Origin of the sequence: Streptomyces sp. NPDC046870, assembly GCF_040704595.1 — a bacterium.
Taxonomy (GTDB): domain Bacteria; phylum Actinomycetota; class Actinomycetes; order Streptomycetales; family Streptomycetaceae; genus Streptomyces; species Streptomyces argyrophylli.
Window position 1 is genome coordinate 147,828 of sequence record NZ_JBEYXM010000005.1, and the last position, 16,027, is coordinate 163,854.

Sequence of the window (16,027 nt, forward strand, 5' to 3'; positions counted from 1 at the left end):
ATCTCCGCGGCGGGCGCCGGGCGGTGGGGCGGAGCGGCGTCAGCGGGATGAGCGGGGCGGTGCGAGGGGGCCTGGGTGGCGGAGGGGGCGGAAGTGCCGTGGTGCCCGATGTGCCGACGCGGTCGGCAGATGCCGGAAGCGCGGCAGGGGCCAGGGTGCCGCGCCTGCCGGAAGCACCGAGCCGCGCGTCCTGGTCGGCCGGAGTCCGGGGTCGACCCGGGCTCGCCCGGGTGCGCTCGGCTCGTCGACGCGGCTGCCGGTGTACCGCTCAGACCACCCGGAGGGCGCCCGGGCGACGGCCGGTGAGGCGGTCCAGCGCGGCGGCGCTCGCGTCGTCGGCCGGCAGGTGGACGACGAGGTGCTGGTCGTCGTCGGCGGGCAGCCCCAGCGTCTCGTACGCCAGCCGCACCTCGCCCACGTGCGGGTGGACCATGCGCACCACCCCGTTGGCCCGCGGCAGCCCCGGCAGCGTCCGCAGCCGGCCGGCGAAGGGCTCCCCGGAGGACACCGTCAACTCGTCCATGAGCGCGCCGACATGCACGTCGGTCTGCCCCGGTCCCTGTTTGAGGGCCGCGACCTGCTGGTCGGCGACCGTGTCCCAGTCCGGGTACACCGAGCGCGCCCGCGGGTCGGTGAAGACGAAGCGGGCGAGGCTGGGCCGGACGCCGTCCAGCAGGCCGAGCGGTTCGGCCAGCCGCCGGTACCCGTCCGTGCAGGCCAGGATCTCGCTCAGCCGGTTCACCAGCACGGCGGGCGCCGGTTCCAGCCGCTCCAGCAGCGCCCGCACCGTGGGCCTGACCGCCCTGTTCGGTCCCGCCCCGCCCCGGCAGCTGAAGCCGGGGTCGGCCCCCTTGGCGAGCCGGTGCAGATGGACCCGTTCACCGGGGGTGAGCAGCAGCGCGTCCGCCAGGGCAGCCAGCACCTGCACCGAGGGCCTGCGGTCCCGCCCCTGCTCCAGCCTGGTCACGTACTCGACGCTCACCCCGGCCAGCGTCGCCAGTTCCGCGCGGCGCAGCCCCGGCGTACGACGGCGCGGCCCGACGGGCAGTCCCACCTCGGCCGGTGTCACGGCTTCCCGGCGCAGCCGCAGGAAGAGGCCGAGCTCGTTGTCGCTCATCCCGCGAACGTAACACCCGTCGCCCCGGCGGATCGTGGCCCTGCCACTACCACCCTCCGCCCGGCCTCCCTCCTCCGCGGCCCGTCCGCCACCGTGGAGTGCATGCCCCGGCCGGGGCGGTATCCATTCCTGTAGGAGAAGCACACCCATGTCCAGCGCACGACTGAATCTCGCGGTGATCGTCGGCAGTGTCCGGGAGGGCCGCTTCGGTCCGGTGGTGGCCGACTGGTTCGTCGAACAGGCCAAGCGCCACGACGAGTTCACCATCGACCTGATCGATCTGGCGGACGTCGACCTCCCGCTGGCGCTTCCGCCCACCCCGCCGGCCCTGCAGCCCGACCTGCCACGTCCCGAGGGCATGGCCGAACTGACCCGGCGGCTCGACGCGGCCGACGCGGTCGTCATCGTGACCCCCGACTACAACCGCAGCTTCCCCGCGTCCCTGAAGGCCGCCATCGACTGGCACTACACCCAGTGGAAGGCCAAGCCGATCGGCTTCGTCGGGTACAGCGGACTCAGCGGCGGTCTGCTGGCGATCGAGCAACTGCGGCAGGTCTTCAGCGAGTTGCACGCCCACACCGTACGCGACTACGTCGCCTTCCCCAGCTACTACCTCCTGTTCTCCCCCGACGGCACGCTCCGGGACCCGCAGGGCCCCGAGGACGCCGCCAGGGCCATGCTCGATCAGCTGCTGTGGTGGGGCTCGGTCCTCCACGACGCCCGCCGCGACCGCCCGCAGATCGCCGGCCGGTAGACTCCCGGCCTCGGCCGACGTGGCCGCCGGCTCAGACGGCGATCACCGACTGGGCACGGCCCGCCCGGCGGCCGGACGTGGACGGGTCGGAGGTGGAGTGGCGTGCGAACCGGGCCCGCGCCGCCAGGGGCGGGCTCTCAGTGCGCGTGCTTCTTCCCGGCCTCGTTCGTCCCGCCCTCGTTCTTCCCGGCCTTCTTGTCCCCCTTCTTCTGATGCGCCTCTTCGGCCTTCCGGGGCTTGCCGGGCCGCTCGCCGGGCCGGGCCGCTCCCCTGGTGTCGTGTGCTGCGGTCTCGGACACCCGTGTGACCGCGCTGCCCGGTATGCCCTGGGCGGTGACGGGTGACGGCGGGGGCGTGCCGCCGTGGGCGGCGCCCGTGCCGGCGCCCGCCGCCCGGCTCGGCACAGCCGAGGCGGGGCTGGGTGTCTGACTGGGGGTGAGGTCGGGAAGCTGCCCCGCCGGCACATCGCGGGCGGAGAGCTTGGCGGGGGCGGATCCCGCCTCGTGACCGGACGCGGACGCGCCCGGTGCGTCGGCTCTCGCGGAGGGGCTGCTCACGGCACGTGCCGCCGCGTGGTGCGATCCGTCGGACGCGGCGACCGTGGCGGCCACGGCGGCCGCCAGCGCGGCGGCCGTGCCGGCGACCAGACGGCGCCCGCGCGCGGGCGCGGGCGCGGCCTTCGTCGGTACGGCCGTGCCGGTCGCGTGCGGGTGCGTGCGGTCGGCCCACGCCGGCACCTGCTCGGGGACCAGGCTCGTGACCTCGGCCGGGGGTGGGACGGCCCCGGGACCGTTCGGCTCCGCCAGGGCGGCCAGCGTCCGCACGCAGTCGTCGGCCGACGGGCGGGCCTCGGGGTCCAGCGCGGTCATGTCCGCCAGCAGGGCGGCGAACTCCGCCGTGAGGGAATCGGGCAGTTCGGGCCGCCGGTGGAGTCGCGCGATCGCGGCCTCCAGGGGCGTACCGTCGTATTCGAGCCGGCTCGTGACGCATTCGAGGAGCACCAGCCCGAGGGCGTAGACATCGGCGGGCGGGCCGACGGGCCGGCCGAGCACCTGCTCGGGGGAGAGGTAGGCGGCCGTGCCGACGAGGGTGCCGGTGGTGGTACGAGTGGTGGCGTCAAGCAGCCGGGAGATGCCGAAGTCGGTCAGGTGGGGGCAACCGGACGCGTCCAGGATGATGTTCGAGGGCTTCACGTCACGGTGCACGATCCCCGCGTCGTGCGCGTGGGCCAGAGCACGCGCGAGGTCGGCTCCGAGGGCGGCGGTCTCCCCGGGCGTCAGGGGACCGGTGGCGATGCGCGCCTTCAGCGTCGGGCCTTCGATCAGCTCCATCACCAGGTAGGCGCGTCCGTCGTGCCGGCCGGCGTCGTAGACGGTGACCAGGCCGGGGTGCCGCAGCCGGGCGAGGATCACCGCCTCGTTGTGGAAGCCGTCCTCCGCGTCGCCGCCGGCACCGCCGCGGAAGACCTTGACCGCCACCCGGCGTTTGAGACGCAGGTCGAAGCCGCGGTGGACGTCGCCGGCGCCACCCGAGCCGATGACCGCGTCCAGGCGATAGCGTCCGCCCAGTACGTGCGCGGAACACCGCAACGGTGCCAGAGCCGACTGGCGGAGCCTCATGCCATCTCCCTCTGCTTCTCGAGGTGCTGCCCACGGGTGCGCCTGCGAGGGGGCGCCGCACACGCGTACCCCTGAGGGGCCGGTGTACCCCTGCGCCGGCTCGTCGGGTGCGGCCCCTGGTGCCGCGCGGGCGCTCCCGGGACAGCGGCCTACTGGTAACAGGGGGGCGCGCACCGCACGGTGACCGTGCTGGTCCCCCCGGGCACGGGTGCGGCAACGGCCTGCGGGCCGAGGGTGGTGACGGCCATGACGGCCAGGAACGTGAAGGCCAGCGCGCGCTTGCACAGACGCATGTGAACTCCCGTGTGAAGTACCGAGCTCGGTCCGCCGGCGCCTGCCGCCGCGCAGCAGGCGCCGCCCTTCCGGCAGCATCGCAGAGTCACCGCGCAAGCCGCAGGCGAACAGCGGACGGCCGGCGCTCCCCGCCCGCTCCTGATGAGCGACCGATGGAAGCGGCCGGCGCCGTCGACGGTCCGTCATCCGTCCCACTGACCGACGTGGGCCGGGCCGGACTCACCGTGCGCCGGTCCGCGACCTGCGCGGCGGCAAGGTGCCCGGCGCGGAGAACGGATCCCGCGCCGTCGGCACCTTCGGGACGTCCGGGTGCCACCGCGCCCTGCGCGGCCTGCTCCGGCGGCAGTTCGGCGCGAGCGTCAGCGAGGAGGGCGGGAAGTACCGCGACCCGCCCTTCCGCTCCCCCGCCTCCCTTGAGGTCTTCGCCTACGGCCGCGAACCGGCCCGGCCCGGCAGCGGCGCGGCGGCACCGGCACCGACCTGATCTCCAAGCAGGAGGACCCCGGTGGAGGTCACCTTGGCCTGACGGCCCCGAGCCGGCCGCCGTCCGCCTCACGGCGACTCGCGGTGCCCGCGGTTCCTCCACGGGCACCGCGAGTCCACGCGCTCAGCCGAAGTGGCGGACGCGGGCGGCGGACGCCGGGGCGTACGGCGGCCAGTCATCGACGGTTCCGGCGGCGACGAACCGGGCGAGAGCGGTTGCGAACGCGTGGCCCAGCGCGCGCTCGGCGTCGCCGGCACCGGCGAGTACGGGGCTGTCGGGGTAGGCGTCGAAGGTGTTGAACAGGAAGGGCAGTTCGGCGCAGTGGGTGGCGCCCAGGCCGTACACGTCGTCGGCGGGGGCGTGGTCGAACCGGTAGACGTAGGTGGTGTCGCCCCCGGCCGCGTGCTGGTCGGCGATCTCCAGTGAGCCGTCGCGGAAGAGCACGTCGGTCTGCACCGCGGTGAAGATCTGCGCCGGTGTCGCCTGCGGGAGCCGGGCGGCGTGCCGCTGGTAGACCTCCTGGGCGGCCTCCGGGCCGATCTGGGCGGCGAGCACGTCCAGGGCGGTGGCGGCGGTGAGGTTCCGGACGCGGGGGTCGAAGGCGAAGAACGCCGTCGCCTCGTCACGGGTCGTGCCGATCAGCAGTGCCTTGCCCTCCAAGGCGCCGTCGGCCAGGGCCTGTTGCCGGGTACGGGGCATACCGGGCGCCCCGAGGACCGGATACATCGGCGGTGCGGCGTTGCCCGGAGCCGCGAGCTGCGCGGAGAGCCGGCCGTAGGCGTCCAGCAACCGCTCGGCAGGCAGCGCGCGCAGCGCCTTCGCCGGGTCGGCGCCGGCCGGGACGCCCAGCAGGCGCAGGTAGGCGTCGGCGTGCGCGGCGGCCTGGTCCGGCTGCTGCGGGCTCAGGCCGAAGGGGCCGCTCTGCAGCAGCACCCGGGTGATTGATCGGTTCGTCCCGGGATCGAGCGCGAGCGACAGGGCCGAGTACGCTCCGGCGGACTGCCCGCCCACGGTGACCGTGCGCGGGTCGCCGCCGAAGGAGGCGATGTTGTCCTCCACCCAGCGCAGGACGGCGGCCTGGTCCTGGGAGCCGAGGTTGGCCGCGCCGATCTGCGGCAGGTAGAGGTAACCCAGCGGTCCCACCCGGTAGTTGGCGGTGACGACCACGATGTCGCCCAGGGCGGCGAGGCGGCCGCCGTCGTACCAGTCCCAGCCGCCTGAGCCGCTGGTGAAGCCGCCGCCGTGCCACCAGAGCAGGACCGGTCGGGCCGTGCCGTCCGCGAGCGCCCGGCGCGGGGTGAAGACGTTGACGGTCAGGCTGCCGTCCTCGTTCCAGTCCGGCACGCGCCGCCCCTGCACCCGCTCCAGCCGGGAGGCAGCCTGCGGGACGGACGGACCGGCCACGGCCGCTTCCCGCACGTCCGTCCAGCCGGGGTGCGCCTGCGGCGGGGCGAACCGCAGCTCGCCGACCGGCGACGCCGCGTACGGGATTCCCCGGAAGGCGACCGCCTCGCCCTCCGCGATCCCTCTGACCCCGCCCCGGTCGGTGTCCACGACCGTGCGCTCGCCACCAGCGGTCATCGGGCCCACCTGCCTTCCCTCGTCCCGGTTGCACGTAGATGTTCTTGGGCCGGAGCGAGAACCTTAACCATCTGAGCCGGCCGCTTCATGCGCGCCGGCCGTCGCCGCGGCCGGCCAGCCGCCGGGTACGGTACGGCCGCCCACGGGCGCTCCGCGGGCGGCATCAGCCTGCGGACCCGCCTTTCTATCTCCAACGTGGGTTGTTCCTAGACTGGGTGGCGTGAAGGACATCGACTCGATCGCGGTGTTGCAGGATCCGGTGCGGCGCCGCCTGTACGAGTACGTGGTGGCACAGGGCCGCGAGGTGGGCCGCAACGAGGCCGCCGAGGCGGCCGGAGTGGCACGCACGCTCGCCGCGCACCATCTGGACAAGCTGACCGAGGCCGGGCTGCTGGAATGCGGCAGCCGCCGCCTGACGGGCCGCTCGGGACCGGGGGCCGGACGCCCCGCCAAGGTGTACACGCGGGCCCGGGGCGAGCGCTCCGTGTCGCTGCCCGCCCGCGACTACCGCACGGCCGCGGAACTGCTCGCCGAGGCAGCCGAGCAGGCCGGACTGGACGCCGGGCTCTGCGCGGCCGCCCGCCGCCGGGGGGAGGGCCTGCGCGGCCCGGGGGGACCTTGTGGCGGGCTCGAGGAGGCCATTGAGGTACTGGCCGCCCGCGGCTACGAACCCTATCTGGCAGGCGCCGAGGCCACCGGGGACGTCCAGGCCGCCGAAGGCGCCGGGGCGACGGCCACGACAGCCGCCCGCGTCGTCCGCATGCGCAACTGCCCCTTCCACGCCGTCGCCGAGCGCTTCCCGCCCCTCGTCTGCGGCATGAACCTCGCGCTGCTGGAGGGGCTGCTGGGCACGGACGGCCCCGTCCGCGCCCGCATGGACGCCCGCCCGGGTGAATGCTGCGTGGTGGTCGAGGACTCTAAAAACAACGACGATTGACATAGAAAGAGAGGGCGTGCTGGGATGAGGACATGACCGCATCCGCGCCTGCCGCCCATCTCGCCCAGCTCAACGTCGCCACGCTCCGTCACCCCCTCGACGACCCGCGCACGACGCCGTTCGTCGAGATGCTCGCCCCGGTCAACGCCGCCGCCGACGGCGCGCCCGGCTTCGTGTGGCGGCTCGTGGAGGAGGGGGCGGCCGACGCCACCGGCCTGCGCCCGGCGGGCGAGGACGTCATCGTCAACCTGTCCGTGTGGGAGAGCCGGGAAGCGCTGTGGGACTTCACCTACCGCAGCGGGCACCTGGAAGCACTGCGGCGGCGCCGGGAATGGTTCCACCGGCACGTCGAGGCGCACCTGGTGCTCTGGTGGATCCCCGCCGGCCACCTCCCGACCGTCGGCGAGGCTCTGGAGCGACTGGCGGACCTGCGGGCCCACGGGCCGTCCCCGCGCGCGTTCACCTTCGCCTCCCCCCGCACCGCGGCCGAGGCCGGCCTGCGCGCCCGGCCGGAACCGGCGGCGGACCCGGCGGCGGTCCGGATCGGCTAGGGCCCGCCGACCTGGGACACCGGACAGCCCGGAACACCCGTGACCGGGCGGCCGTACCCAAGCAGATGCCCTGTTTGCCCGATTACTCTGGAGCGGTGGAGTCGTACCCAGCTGCTTCGGGCAGCGATCACGGCGAACGGGCCCCGCTGGGCACCGGAATACGCCCGGAGATCCTCGCGTCCTGGGAGCGCTCGCAGTCCCTCGGCATCGACCGCGAGCGGGCGGTCCTGCCGATCGAGAGTGACCTCGATCCCGACACCCGGCTGGTCAGGGCTGCCACACCGGTGCTGACCCGCCTGTACGAACGGTTCTCGGGCGTACCGGTGACCGTGACGCTCGCCGACTCCCGCGCGCGCATCGTCGACCGGTGGGGCGACCCGGCGGGGCTGGACCTGATGGACGCAGCCTCCCTGGTGCCGGGCGCCAACGTCGACGAGCGGTTCATGGGAACGAGCAGCGTCAGCATGGTACTGAGCACCAGGGCGCCGTTCGTGGTCGTGGGCCACGAACACTTCCTGCACGACCTCAAGGAGCTCACCTGCATGGCCGCGCCGGTCCGCGACCCGGTGGGCGGCATCGTGCGGGGCGCGGTCAACCTCTCGGTGCCCCGGGAGCTGGCCGACCCCGGCATGGCGCTGGTCCTCCAGGACGCCACCGAACGCATCGGGGAACGCCTGCTGGAGCTGAGCACGGCCCGCGAGCTCGAACTCACGCACTCCTTCCGCCGGGCCATGGAACGCGGCGGGCACGCCGAGCTGGACCTCGAGTCGGGTGAGCTGTCCCGGCGCGCCGGACCGCCGCCCCGGCTTGCCTCGCAGGAACGGCTGACACTGCTGGAGCGTGCCGTCGACCTGATCTCCTCGAACGGTGAGGCGTTCGCCGAGGTGCCCCTCGCGGGCAACCGTGTGGCGGTCCTGCGCCGACGCGAGCTGCACCACGGCGACGCGGAGGGGGCGGCGGTCGAGGTGAGTTTCGAGAACGGCGGAGGTACGGGCACGGCACGTCGGGCTGCCGCGAGCGGCCCCGGTGGCGGTGCGCCGCTCCAGGACCGCCCCGCCGAGACGGCGCGACCGCACGCCGGCGGAACCGACGCGTGGCTGCTGCTCGTGGGCGAGCCCGGTGTCGGCCGGCTCGCCGCCGAGGCGCGCGGACGGCTGGCCCTGCTGAACGAGGCGGGTGTCCGGCTCGGCACCACCCTGGACCTGTGGCGCACCGCCGAGCAGCTGGCGGAGATCACCGTGCCGCGCTTCGCCGACCTGGTCGTCGTCGACCTGGTCGAGAGCGTGCTGGCGGGCGAGGAGCCCCCGCCCGGACCGCTGCGTCCCGGCGTGCCGCTGCGCCGGGTGGCCGCCTGGGCCGGCGAGGACTCCCGCGGCCTCCCGGCCGACGGGGTGAACGCGCCGGCCGGCTACCCCGCCGGTACTCCTCAGGCCCGGTGCCTGGAGACCGGGCAGCCGGTCACGGACTCGGTGGTGACGGCCGCCCTGGCCGGGCACCCGGCCGGCCGCGCGCACCCCGTCGGCCTCCTCGGCGAGGGCGCGCACTCCTATCTGGGCGCTCCGCTGACCGCGCGGGGCTCCGTCCTCGGTCTGGCGGGGTTCTACCGCCGCGGCAGGACCAGGCCGTACGAGCAGGACGACCTGACGCTGGCCGGCGAGCTGGCGGCGCGCGCCGCGATCAGCATGGACAACGCCCGCCGCTACCGCCGGGAGCACCACGCCTCCCTCACCCTGCAACGCAGCCTGTTGCCGCATGCCCTGCCCCGGCTGAGCACCGTCGGCCTCGCCTCGCGCTATCTGCCCGCGGACGCCAGGTCCGGGGTGGGCGGGGACTGGTTCGACGCGATCCCGCTGTCCGGTATGCGGGTGGCGCTGGTCGTCGGTGACGTGCCCGGGAACGGGTTGCAGGCGGCGGCGACCATGGGCCGGCTGCGTACGGCGGTGCGGACGCTGGCCGGTCTCGACCTGATGCCGGAGGAGGTGCTGGCCCACCTGGACGACCTGGTCAGCCGCACCCCTGAGGAAGACGCCGACGACCAGGACCCGGCGACGGGGACGACCTGCCTGTACGCGGTCTACGACCCGGTGTCCTGCCGGTGCACGGCCGCGACGGCCGGTCATCCGCCGCCGGCTCTGCTGACTCCGGACGGTGAGGCCCGGCTGATCGGCCTCCCGACCGGTCCGCCGCTCGGGCTCGGCGGGCTCCAGCCGTACGAGTCCGCCACCGTCGACCTGCCCGCGGGCAGTCTGCTGACGATGTACACCGACGGACTGCTGAAGGAGAGCCGCGGTTACGAGGACACCGAGGCGCGCACCGACCAGCTGCTGGCCTCCCTGCGCCTCGCCGGTCCGGAGCTGGAGGACACCTGCGACCGGGTCACGGACGCGCTCCTGCCCAGCGGTCCGTCCGACGACGTGGCCCTGCTGATGGCCCGTGTGCACGCGCTGCCCGAGGACCGGATGGCGTGCTGGGAGTTCCCGTCCGACCCGGCGGCCGTGGCCCGTGCCAGGGCGTCGACCCGTGCCCAGCTCGCCGCCTGGGGCATGTCGGAGCTGGACTTCAACACCGGGCTCGTGGTCAGCGAGCTGGTCACCAACGCCGTGCGGTACGGCGGCTCGGGGCCGGTCGGCCTGCGGCTGCTGCGTGACGACTCACTGATCTGCGAGGTCTCCGACGGCAGCAACACCTCTCCGCGGATCAGACGCGCGGCCACCACCGAGGAGGGCGGGCGCGGCCTGTTCCTCGTGGCGCAGTACACCAAGAGCTGGGGTGCCCGCTACATGCCGCAGGGAAAGACGGTGTGGGCCGAGCAGATTCCGCAGCCGGAGCAGCCTGCGCCCGGGACGGACGAGGAGGCACTGCTGGCCATGTTCGACGACCCCGGCTGACCCGCCTGCGGTCGCGGCCCGTCAGTCGGGTACGGAGTCCACGGTGGCGTAGCTGTGCAGTACCCGGTCCGTTCCGGTCAGCGCGAGCATCCGCCGTACGCGTTCACTGGGTGCGATCAGCGCCAGGCGGGCGCCGGTGCTGCGGGCCGTGCGGTAGACCGCGATCAGGCAGGTGAGCCCGCTGGAGTCCAGGAAGCCGACGCCGGACAGGTCGACGAGCACGCTCTGCCCACCCGTGAGCACCAGGGGCTGCAGGACGTCGGCGAGGTGTGAGGCGGTGTGCAGGTCGAGGGCGCCCGCGACCGTGACGAGCTGACGGCCGGTGCTCAGACGGCGGACGCGCACCTGGAGGGTGTGCTGGTGATCGCGGAAGGCGGGCCGGTCGGTGTTCATGGCCGCCTCCTTCGGCGTGGACCGGGCTTCACGGGGTCAGCTCCTGCTGGTGGCCGCCGCGCCACTCGGTGAGCAGTACGGTGGCGTCGTCGTCGAGCTTGCCGTCGTGGTGTTCCATGACGGCGGCCATCAGCCGGCGCAGGGTCTCGTGCAGGGTGTGCCGGCCGGAGTGGTGGCGGCGGATGAAGTCGACGAACCGCTCCTGGCCGAACTCCGTCCCGTGCCTGTCGCGGGCCTCGACGACGCCGTCGGTGTACAGCAGCAGGCGATCGCCGGGTTCCAGCTGCTCGGTGGCCATGGTGACCGACAGGCCGAGGTCGGCGCCCATGGGACCGGCCGGGGGGCAGACCAGTTCGGTGGTCCAGCGGTTGCCGCGGATCAGGAGGGGCAGGTGCTGACCGCGGTTGATCCAGGTCAGCCGGCCGCTTCGCATGTCCAGGTCGGCCAGGACGCCGGTGACGTAGCGGCTGGTGCCGAACTGCCCGATGAGCGTCTCCTCCACCATCCGGCTGGTCTCGGTAAGCGAGGCACCCTGGCGGCGGGCGTTGCGGCAGGCGGCCACGGCGACGTTCGCGGTGATGCCGGCGGTGGTGTCGTGGCCCATGGCGTCGAAGACGCTGAGATGGAGGGTGCTGCCGGCCACTGCGTAGTCGAAGGCGTCGCCACCCACCTGGTAGGCGGGCTCCATCACCGCGCCGACCGTGACCGCGTGACCCGCGTAGGCGGGTGGCGGGGTGAGGTTCCACTGCATCTCCGCGGCCACGTTCATCGGCTCCGTACGCACCAGACGCGCGTAGGAGTCGCTGTAGGACCGCTTGCTCAGCAACAGCAGGGCCGTCATCGACGCCAGGTCGCGCAGGGCTCGGCGGACGGATTCGTCGTCGGTGTCGGTGTCGGCCCGCAGCACACCCAGGCGTTCCACACCGTCGGTGACGGCCACCCACCAGCGCCGCCCGCCCGGCCGGTCGCACTCTCCTTCCCGTGCCGGTTCGGGCAGCAGTTCCACGCGCCGGTAGGCCTGGCCGGGCAGGCTGCCCGAGACGGTGAACTCCTGCCCGCCGCGTCCGGCATCCGGCCCGTGACCGGTCAGCCGGCGCAGCACCGTCTCCCGGATGTCCACCACGAAGAGGGCCACGTCGTGCATACCTGCCACGGCGGCGTGGTCGGCGATCATCCCCGGAAGCTCTTCGAGCGTGGCCGTGTGACTGGCCTGCATCAGCCGCAACAGCGACGCCCCGGTGCTGTCGGTCACCCTCGCCCCTCTTTCCTGGCCGCTCGGGTCGTACCCGTCCTCGGGCAGGTAACGGGTACCCGCTTCCGGACGGCACGCGCGAACCCGGCGGGGCTTGGCCGGCTTCTCGTACACGGTGACCGTGATGTTCCGGTGGACGGGACGAGGTGATCCGGACCGGGGCACTGCGCCTCCTGATCTCACCGGCGGTGATCCGTTCGAGGCCCAGTACGGCTCCGACCGGTTCGCTGCGTCCGGCGCGGACGAGGCCGTAGAGACCGACGATCTCGCCGGGCCGCACCTCCGGCGAGACGTCCTGGTGGCCGCCGGCGGCGGAGACGCCGCCGGGCGCGAGGACCGGGGCGGCCGTACGGTCCGGGGTGCGTGGCCACATCTCGTGGCTGACGAAGACGACGCACGTGCCGCGGGCCGTCAGCAGCGGGACCACAGGGGAAACCGGTACACCGAGCACCGAGACACTGCCGGCACCCTCCGGGTCACCACCTTGGATACACCGCCAACAACCCTGTATCAGCCGCCCTATCATAGGTTGAGAGATCCCCCAGTGAGCACTTCAGAAGAAGTGTGGTTTTTTCATTGACAGCGGAAAAGAGTCGCGCCTAGGTTTCCGGCCATGCGCCCGACCTCCCCCCGTGAGTCGGTCCCCACGATGACTCCGGCCGCTTCCCTGGTCTTCACCACGCTGCTCTCCCATGGCCCGCTCACCCGGGCAGAGGTCGCGCGGCGGACCAGCCTCTCCGCCGCCGCCGTCACCAAGGCGGTGCGTCCGCTGATGGAACTCGGCTATCTGGTCGAGGGAGTGGACGAAGAGGCGCCGCCCGCCGTGGGACGCCCGGCCAGCCTGGTGTGGGTGGACGGCGGGAGGGCGCTGTTCATCGGGCTCAAGGTGACCGGCGACGAGATCATCGGCGTACTGACCGACCTGTGTTGCCGCATCCGGATGTCCCGGCACGTGCACCTCACGGGCCGCGCGCCGGAGGCGGTGCTCCCCGCCATCACCGCGCTGGTACAGGAGTTGCTCACCGAGGCCGTCGGATTCGGCGTGCGGGTACGGGGGCTTGGCATCGCGATCTCGGGGGACGTGGACCGGGCCGAGGGTGTGGTCCGTTACTCGCCCTTCCTGGAGTGGCGGGACGTACCGCTCGCCGAACTCGTCGCGGCCACGACCGGGTTGCCGGTCACGGTCGACAACGACGTGCGGGCGCTCACGGTCGCCGAGCACTGGTTCGGGGCCGGAGTCGGACTCTCGCACTTCGCCCTGGTCACCGTGGGCGCCGGCATCGGCTGTGGCCTGGTGGTGCACGGACGGGTGGTGTCGGGCGCGCACGGCGTGGCCGGCGAGATCGGACATCTGTCCCTCGACCCGCTCGGCCCGCCGTGCCACTGCGGCAACCGGGGGTGCGTGGAGGCGATCGCGGCGGACCCCGCCATCGTGCGGGCGGTGCGCGCGGCCACCGGCGAGCAGGTGGCCGACATCGCCGGGGCGCTGGACCTGGCCCGCCGCGGGGACCCCGGTGCCCGGGCGGTCTACGCACAGGCCGGTGAGGCCATCGGCAGGGCGATCGGCTCGCTGGTGAACCTCCTCGGTCCCGAGCGAGTGATCATCTCCGGGGAGGGCCTGGCCGCCTACGACCTCTTCGCCGAGGGCATCCGGGACTCCTTCGCCGCGTCCGCCTTCGGCACGGCCGCGCGGTGTGACGTGGTGACACGTCCGCTCGCCTTCGAGGAGTGGGCGCGCGGGGCCGCGGCCACCGCGATCCAGTCCTTCATGGGATCGGACACGTACGAGGAGCAGCCCATGACGCTGCAGAGCCGCAGCCCGTAGACCGCCGACGCGTCCGGCCGCCGGACGGCCCCCGGACGCCGTCCGGTGCCGGGACCGCCCCGAGCCCGGCCCCGCCCGCTCCCGCCGTCGGCGGCGCGGGGCCCGGCCCGAAGACGGCTCCCTCCCCCTGTTCGTCACGGCAGGCGCCGCCCTGACCGCGACCCCCGCTCCTGATGCGCCGCCCGCCACGGCGACAGCGCATCAGCGGGCTCCCATCGGCCCGGGCAAGGACAGAGCCGCCGATCCGACGCCCTGGCGGCCGCTCGGCCGCCCGCGCCCGGCGTCCTGCCCGATCCGCCGCCCGCCCCCACCGGGTACCACCGCAATTCCGCTCACCCCACCCCCAGGAGGCGACCCATGCGGTCATCCCCGTACACAGCCCTGCGCGGAACCCGCCCCGGCTTCCCGCGCCGTACCCTCAGAGCGACGCTGGTGCTGGCCGTCACGGCCGGACTGGCCACAGCGGTCCCGGCCGTCGACCAGGCCATGGCCGCCACCGCCGGGTCCGCGGCCCCGGCCGTCCGTTCCGCTTCGACCACGGCGGACGCGACCTCCGGCCTCGCGGCCAAGCCCTACATGGGCTGGTCCAGCTGGAGCATGCAGTCCTCCCAGTACCCGGGGCTGAATCCGAACGGCAGCTACAGCTACCTCACCGAGGCCAACGTGCTGAAGCAGGCGGACGCCTTGGCCACCACCCTGAAGAAGTACGGCTACGAGTACGTCAACATCGACGCCGGCTGGTGGATGGACCAGAACTGGACGTCCGAGTTCGACCAGTACGGCCGGCAGACCCCCGACCCGGTCCGGTTCCCCCACGGCATGAAGTCCGTCGCCGACCACATCCACGCCAAGGGCCTCAAGGCCGGCATCTACCTGCCCGTCGGCCTGGAGAAGGGGGCCTACGGCGAGGGCAAGGTGCCGATCGCCGACGCCCCCGGCTGCACCACCGCGGACGTGGTCTACCCCGACCTGCGCACCACCAACGGCTGGGACAGCGCCTACAAGCTGGACTTCGGCAACCCCTGCGCGCAGAAGTACATCGACTCGCAGGCGCACATGCTCGCCGACTGGGGCTACGACTTCCTGAAGCTCGACGGCGTCGGTCCCGGCTCGTTCAAGTCCGGCGACAACTACGACAACGTCCCGGACATCGCCGCCTGGCACAAGGCCATCGGTGACACCGGCCGCCCGATGCACCTGGAACTGTCCTGGTCGCTGGACATCGGCCACGCCGCCGACTGGAAGAAGTACTCCAACGGCTGGCGCATCGACACCGATGTGGAGTGCTACTGCAAGACCCTGGTCACCTGGGAGAACTCGGTCAACGACCGTTGGAACGACGCCCCCGCGTGGAGCGGCAAGGCAGGCCCCGGCGGCTGGAACGACCTCGACGCGGTCGACGTCGGCAACGGCGAGATGGACGGCCTGACCCCGGCCGAGCGGCAGAGCTACATGACCCTGTGGGCCATCAACAAGTCGCCGCTGTTCACCGGTGACGACCTCACCCGGCTGGACGACTACGGGCTCTCCCTGCTGACCAACCAGGAGGTCATCGCCGTCGACCAGAACGGCTCGCCCGTCGCACGCCCCGTCACCCCGATGGGCGACCAGCAGGTCTGGGGGACGAAGAACGCCGACGGCAGTTACACCGTCGCCCTGTTCAACCTCGGCGACTCGTCGGCCTCCGTCACCGCCGACTGGGCGTCGTTCGGCTTCACCGGCGCGGCCTCCGTACGCGACCTGTGGAGGCACCAGAACCTGGGAACGTACAAGAACAGGATCACCGCGACGCTGCCCGCGCACGGCTCACGGCTGTTCACCGTCAAGCCCGGCGGCCCCGCGCTGTCGACCACCCGCTACGAGGCCGAGTCCGGGAACAACACCCTGACCGGGAACGCCTCCCTCGCCTCGTGCGACGCCTGCTCCGGCGGCAAGAAGGTCGGCAACCTCTACCTCGACAGCCGGCTGCAGTTCAACGACGTCACGGTGAAGAAGGACGGCATCTACACCGTCGACGTCGCCTACGTCAGCGGCGACCCCCGTTCGGTGACCGTCTACTCCAACAGCGGCAACGGCACCCGGCTGAAGTTCCCCTCCACGGGTGACTGGAGCACGGTCCAGACCGTCAGCGTCCAGCTGGCCCTGAAGGCGGGCTCCAACAGCATCACGTTCGACAGCGGCTGGGACTACTCCCCCGACATCGACAGGATCGACGTCCCCAGGACCGCCTGACCCGCACGTGGGCCCGGTACGGCTCCGGGCCCACCCTCCCCGCACCACACCCGACGGTCCCGCATCCGTCGTTCCCGCATGCGCCGTTCCCCGGACATGG

The 16,027-nt window shown here is 73.3% G+C and carries 13 protein-coding genes; 7 read left to right on the plus strand and 6 right to left on the minus strand.

The window, feature by feature from the left end; translation table 11 throughout:
• Nucleotides 1-268: 268 nt before the first annotated feature.
• Nucleotides 269-1,117, minus strand: coding sequence for a helix-turn-helix transcriptional regulator (locus tag AB0946_RS14130; RefSeq protein ID WP_366760838.1), 849 nt, complete (start codon nt 1,115-1,117; stop codon nt 269-271).
• A 148-nt stretch (nt 1,118-1,265) separates the two neighbouring features.
• On the opposite strand from AB0946_RS14130, the gene AB0946_RS14135 reads away from it, so the two are divergent.
• On the plus strand, nt 1,266-1,871 hold the full coding sequence (locus AB0946_RS14135) for an NAD(P)H-dependent oxidoreductase (protein WP_366760839.1): 606 nt from the start codon (nt 1,266-1,268) through the stop codon (nt 1,869-1,871).
• Between the two features lie 137 nt (nt 1,872-2,008).
• Here AB0946_RS14135 and AB0946_RS14140 read toward each other — a convergent pair whose 3' ends face one another.
• Nucleotides 2,009-3,490 (minus strand): protein kinase, encoded by a 1,482-nt coding sequence (locus AB0946_RS14140; protein ID WP_366760840.1) that lies wholly within the window; start codon nt 3,488-3,490, stop codon nt 2,009-2,011.
• Nucleotides 3,491-3,639: 149 nt separating this feature from the next.
• Complete coding sequence (locus tag AB0946_RS14145) at nt 3,640-3,783, minus strand: hypothetical protein (protein ID WP_366760842.1); 144 nt, start codon at nt 3,781-3,783, stop codon at nt 3,640-3,642.
• Between the two features lie 257 nt (nt 3,784-4,040).
• Between AB0946_RS14145 and AB0946_RS14150 the strand changes: the two genes are divergently transcribed.
• Nucleotides 4,041-4,268 (plus strand): hypothetical protein, encoded by a 228-nt coding sequence (locus tag AB0946_RS14150; protein WP_366761105.1) that lies wholly within the window; start codon nt 4,041-4,043, stop codon nt 4,266-4,268.
• 123 nt (nt 4,269-4,391) lie between these two features.
• Here AB0946_RS14150 and AB0946_RS14155 read toward each other — a convergent pair whose 3' ends face one another.
• Nucleotides 4,392-5,849, minus strand: coding sequence for a carboxylesterase family protein (locus AB0946_RS14155; RefSeq protein ID WP_366760843.1), 1,458 nt, complete (start codon nt 5,847-5,849; stop codon nt 4,392-4,394).
• Between the two features lie 220 nt (nt 5,850-6,069).
• On the opposite strand from AB0946_RS14155, the gene AB0946_RS14160 reads away from it, so the two are divergent.
• The 3 genes from AB0946_RS14160 to AB0946_RS14170 all read left to right on the plus strand — a co-directional run bounded on the left by AB0946_RS14160 (nt 6,070) and on the right by AB0946_RS14170 (nt 10,225).
• A complete protein-coding gene (locus AB0946_RS14160) occupies nt 6,070-6,786 on the plus strand; it encodes a helix-turn-helix domain-containing protein (RefSeq protein WP_366760844.1) in 717 nt (238 codons plus the stop codon).
• Nucleotides 6,787-6,818: 32 nt separating this feature from the next.
• Nucleotides 6,819-7,337: a DUF3291 domain-containing protein gene (locus AB0946_RS14165; protein WP_366760845.1), complete on the plus strand. Its 519-nt coding sequence runs from the start codon at nt 6,819-6,821 to the stop codon at nt 7,335-7,337.
• 95 nt (nt 7,338-7,432) lie between these two features.
• A complete protein-coding gene (locus tag AB0946_RS14170; RefSeq protein ID WP_366760846.1) occupies nt 7,433-10,225 on the plus strand; it encodes a SpoIIE family protein phosphatase in 2,793 nt (930 codons plus the stop codon).
• Nucleotides 10,226-10,246: 21 nt separating this feature from the next.
• Here AB0946_RS14170 and AB0946_RS14175 read toward each other — a convergent pair whose 3' ends face one another.
• Both AB0946_RS14175 and AB0946_RS14180 read right to left on the minus strand, forming a co-directional pair.
• The gene (locus AB0946_RS14175; RefSeq protein ID WP_366760847.1) at nt 10,247-10,618 is read right to left on the minus strand and encodes an STAS domain-containing protein; all 372 of its coding nucleotides are present in this window, start codon (nt 10,616-10,618) and stop codon (nt 10,247-10,249) included.
• A 28-nt stretch (nt 10,619-10,646) separates the two neighbouring features.
• Entirely contained in the window at nt 10,647-11,870 is a 1,224-nt protein-coding gene (locus tag AB0946_RS14180; protein WP_366760848.1) for a PP2C family protein-serine/threonine phosphatase, read from the minus strand.
• 613 nt (nt 11,871-12,483) lie between these two features.
• Here AB0946_RS14180 and AB0946_RS14185 point away from each other — a divergent pair.
• Nucleotides 12,484-13,695 carry an ROK family transcriptional regulator gene (locus AB0946_RS14185; protein ID WP_366760849.1) on the plus strand — a complete coding sequence of 404 codons (1,212 nt, stop codon included), beginning with the start codon at nt 12,484-12,486 and terminating at the stop codon, nt 13,693-13,695.
• A 357-nt stretch (nt 13,696-14,052) separates the two neighbouring features.
• Complete coding sequence (locus tag AB0946_RS14190; RefSeq protein ID WP_366760851.1) at nt 14,053-15,927, plus strand: carbohydrate-binding protein; 1,875 nt, start codon at nt 14,053-14,055, stop codon at nt 15,925-15,927.
• Nucleotides 15,928-16,027: the final 100 nt, after the last annotated feature.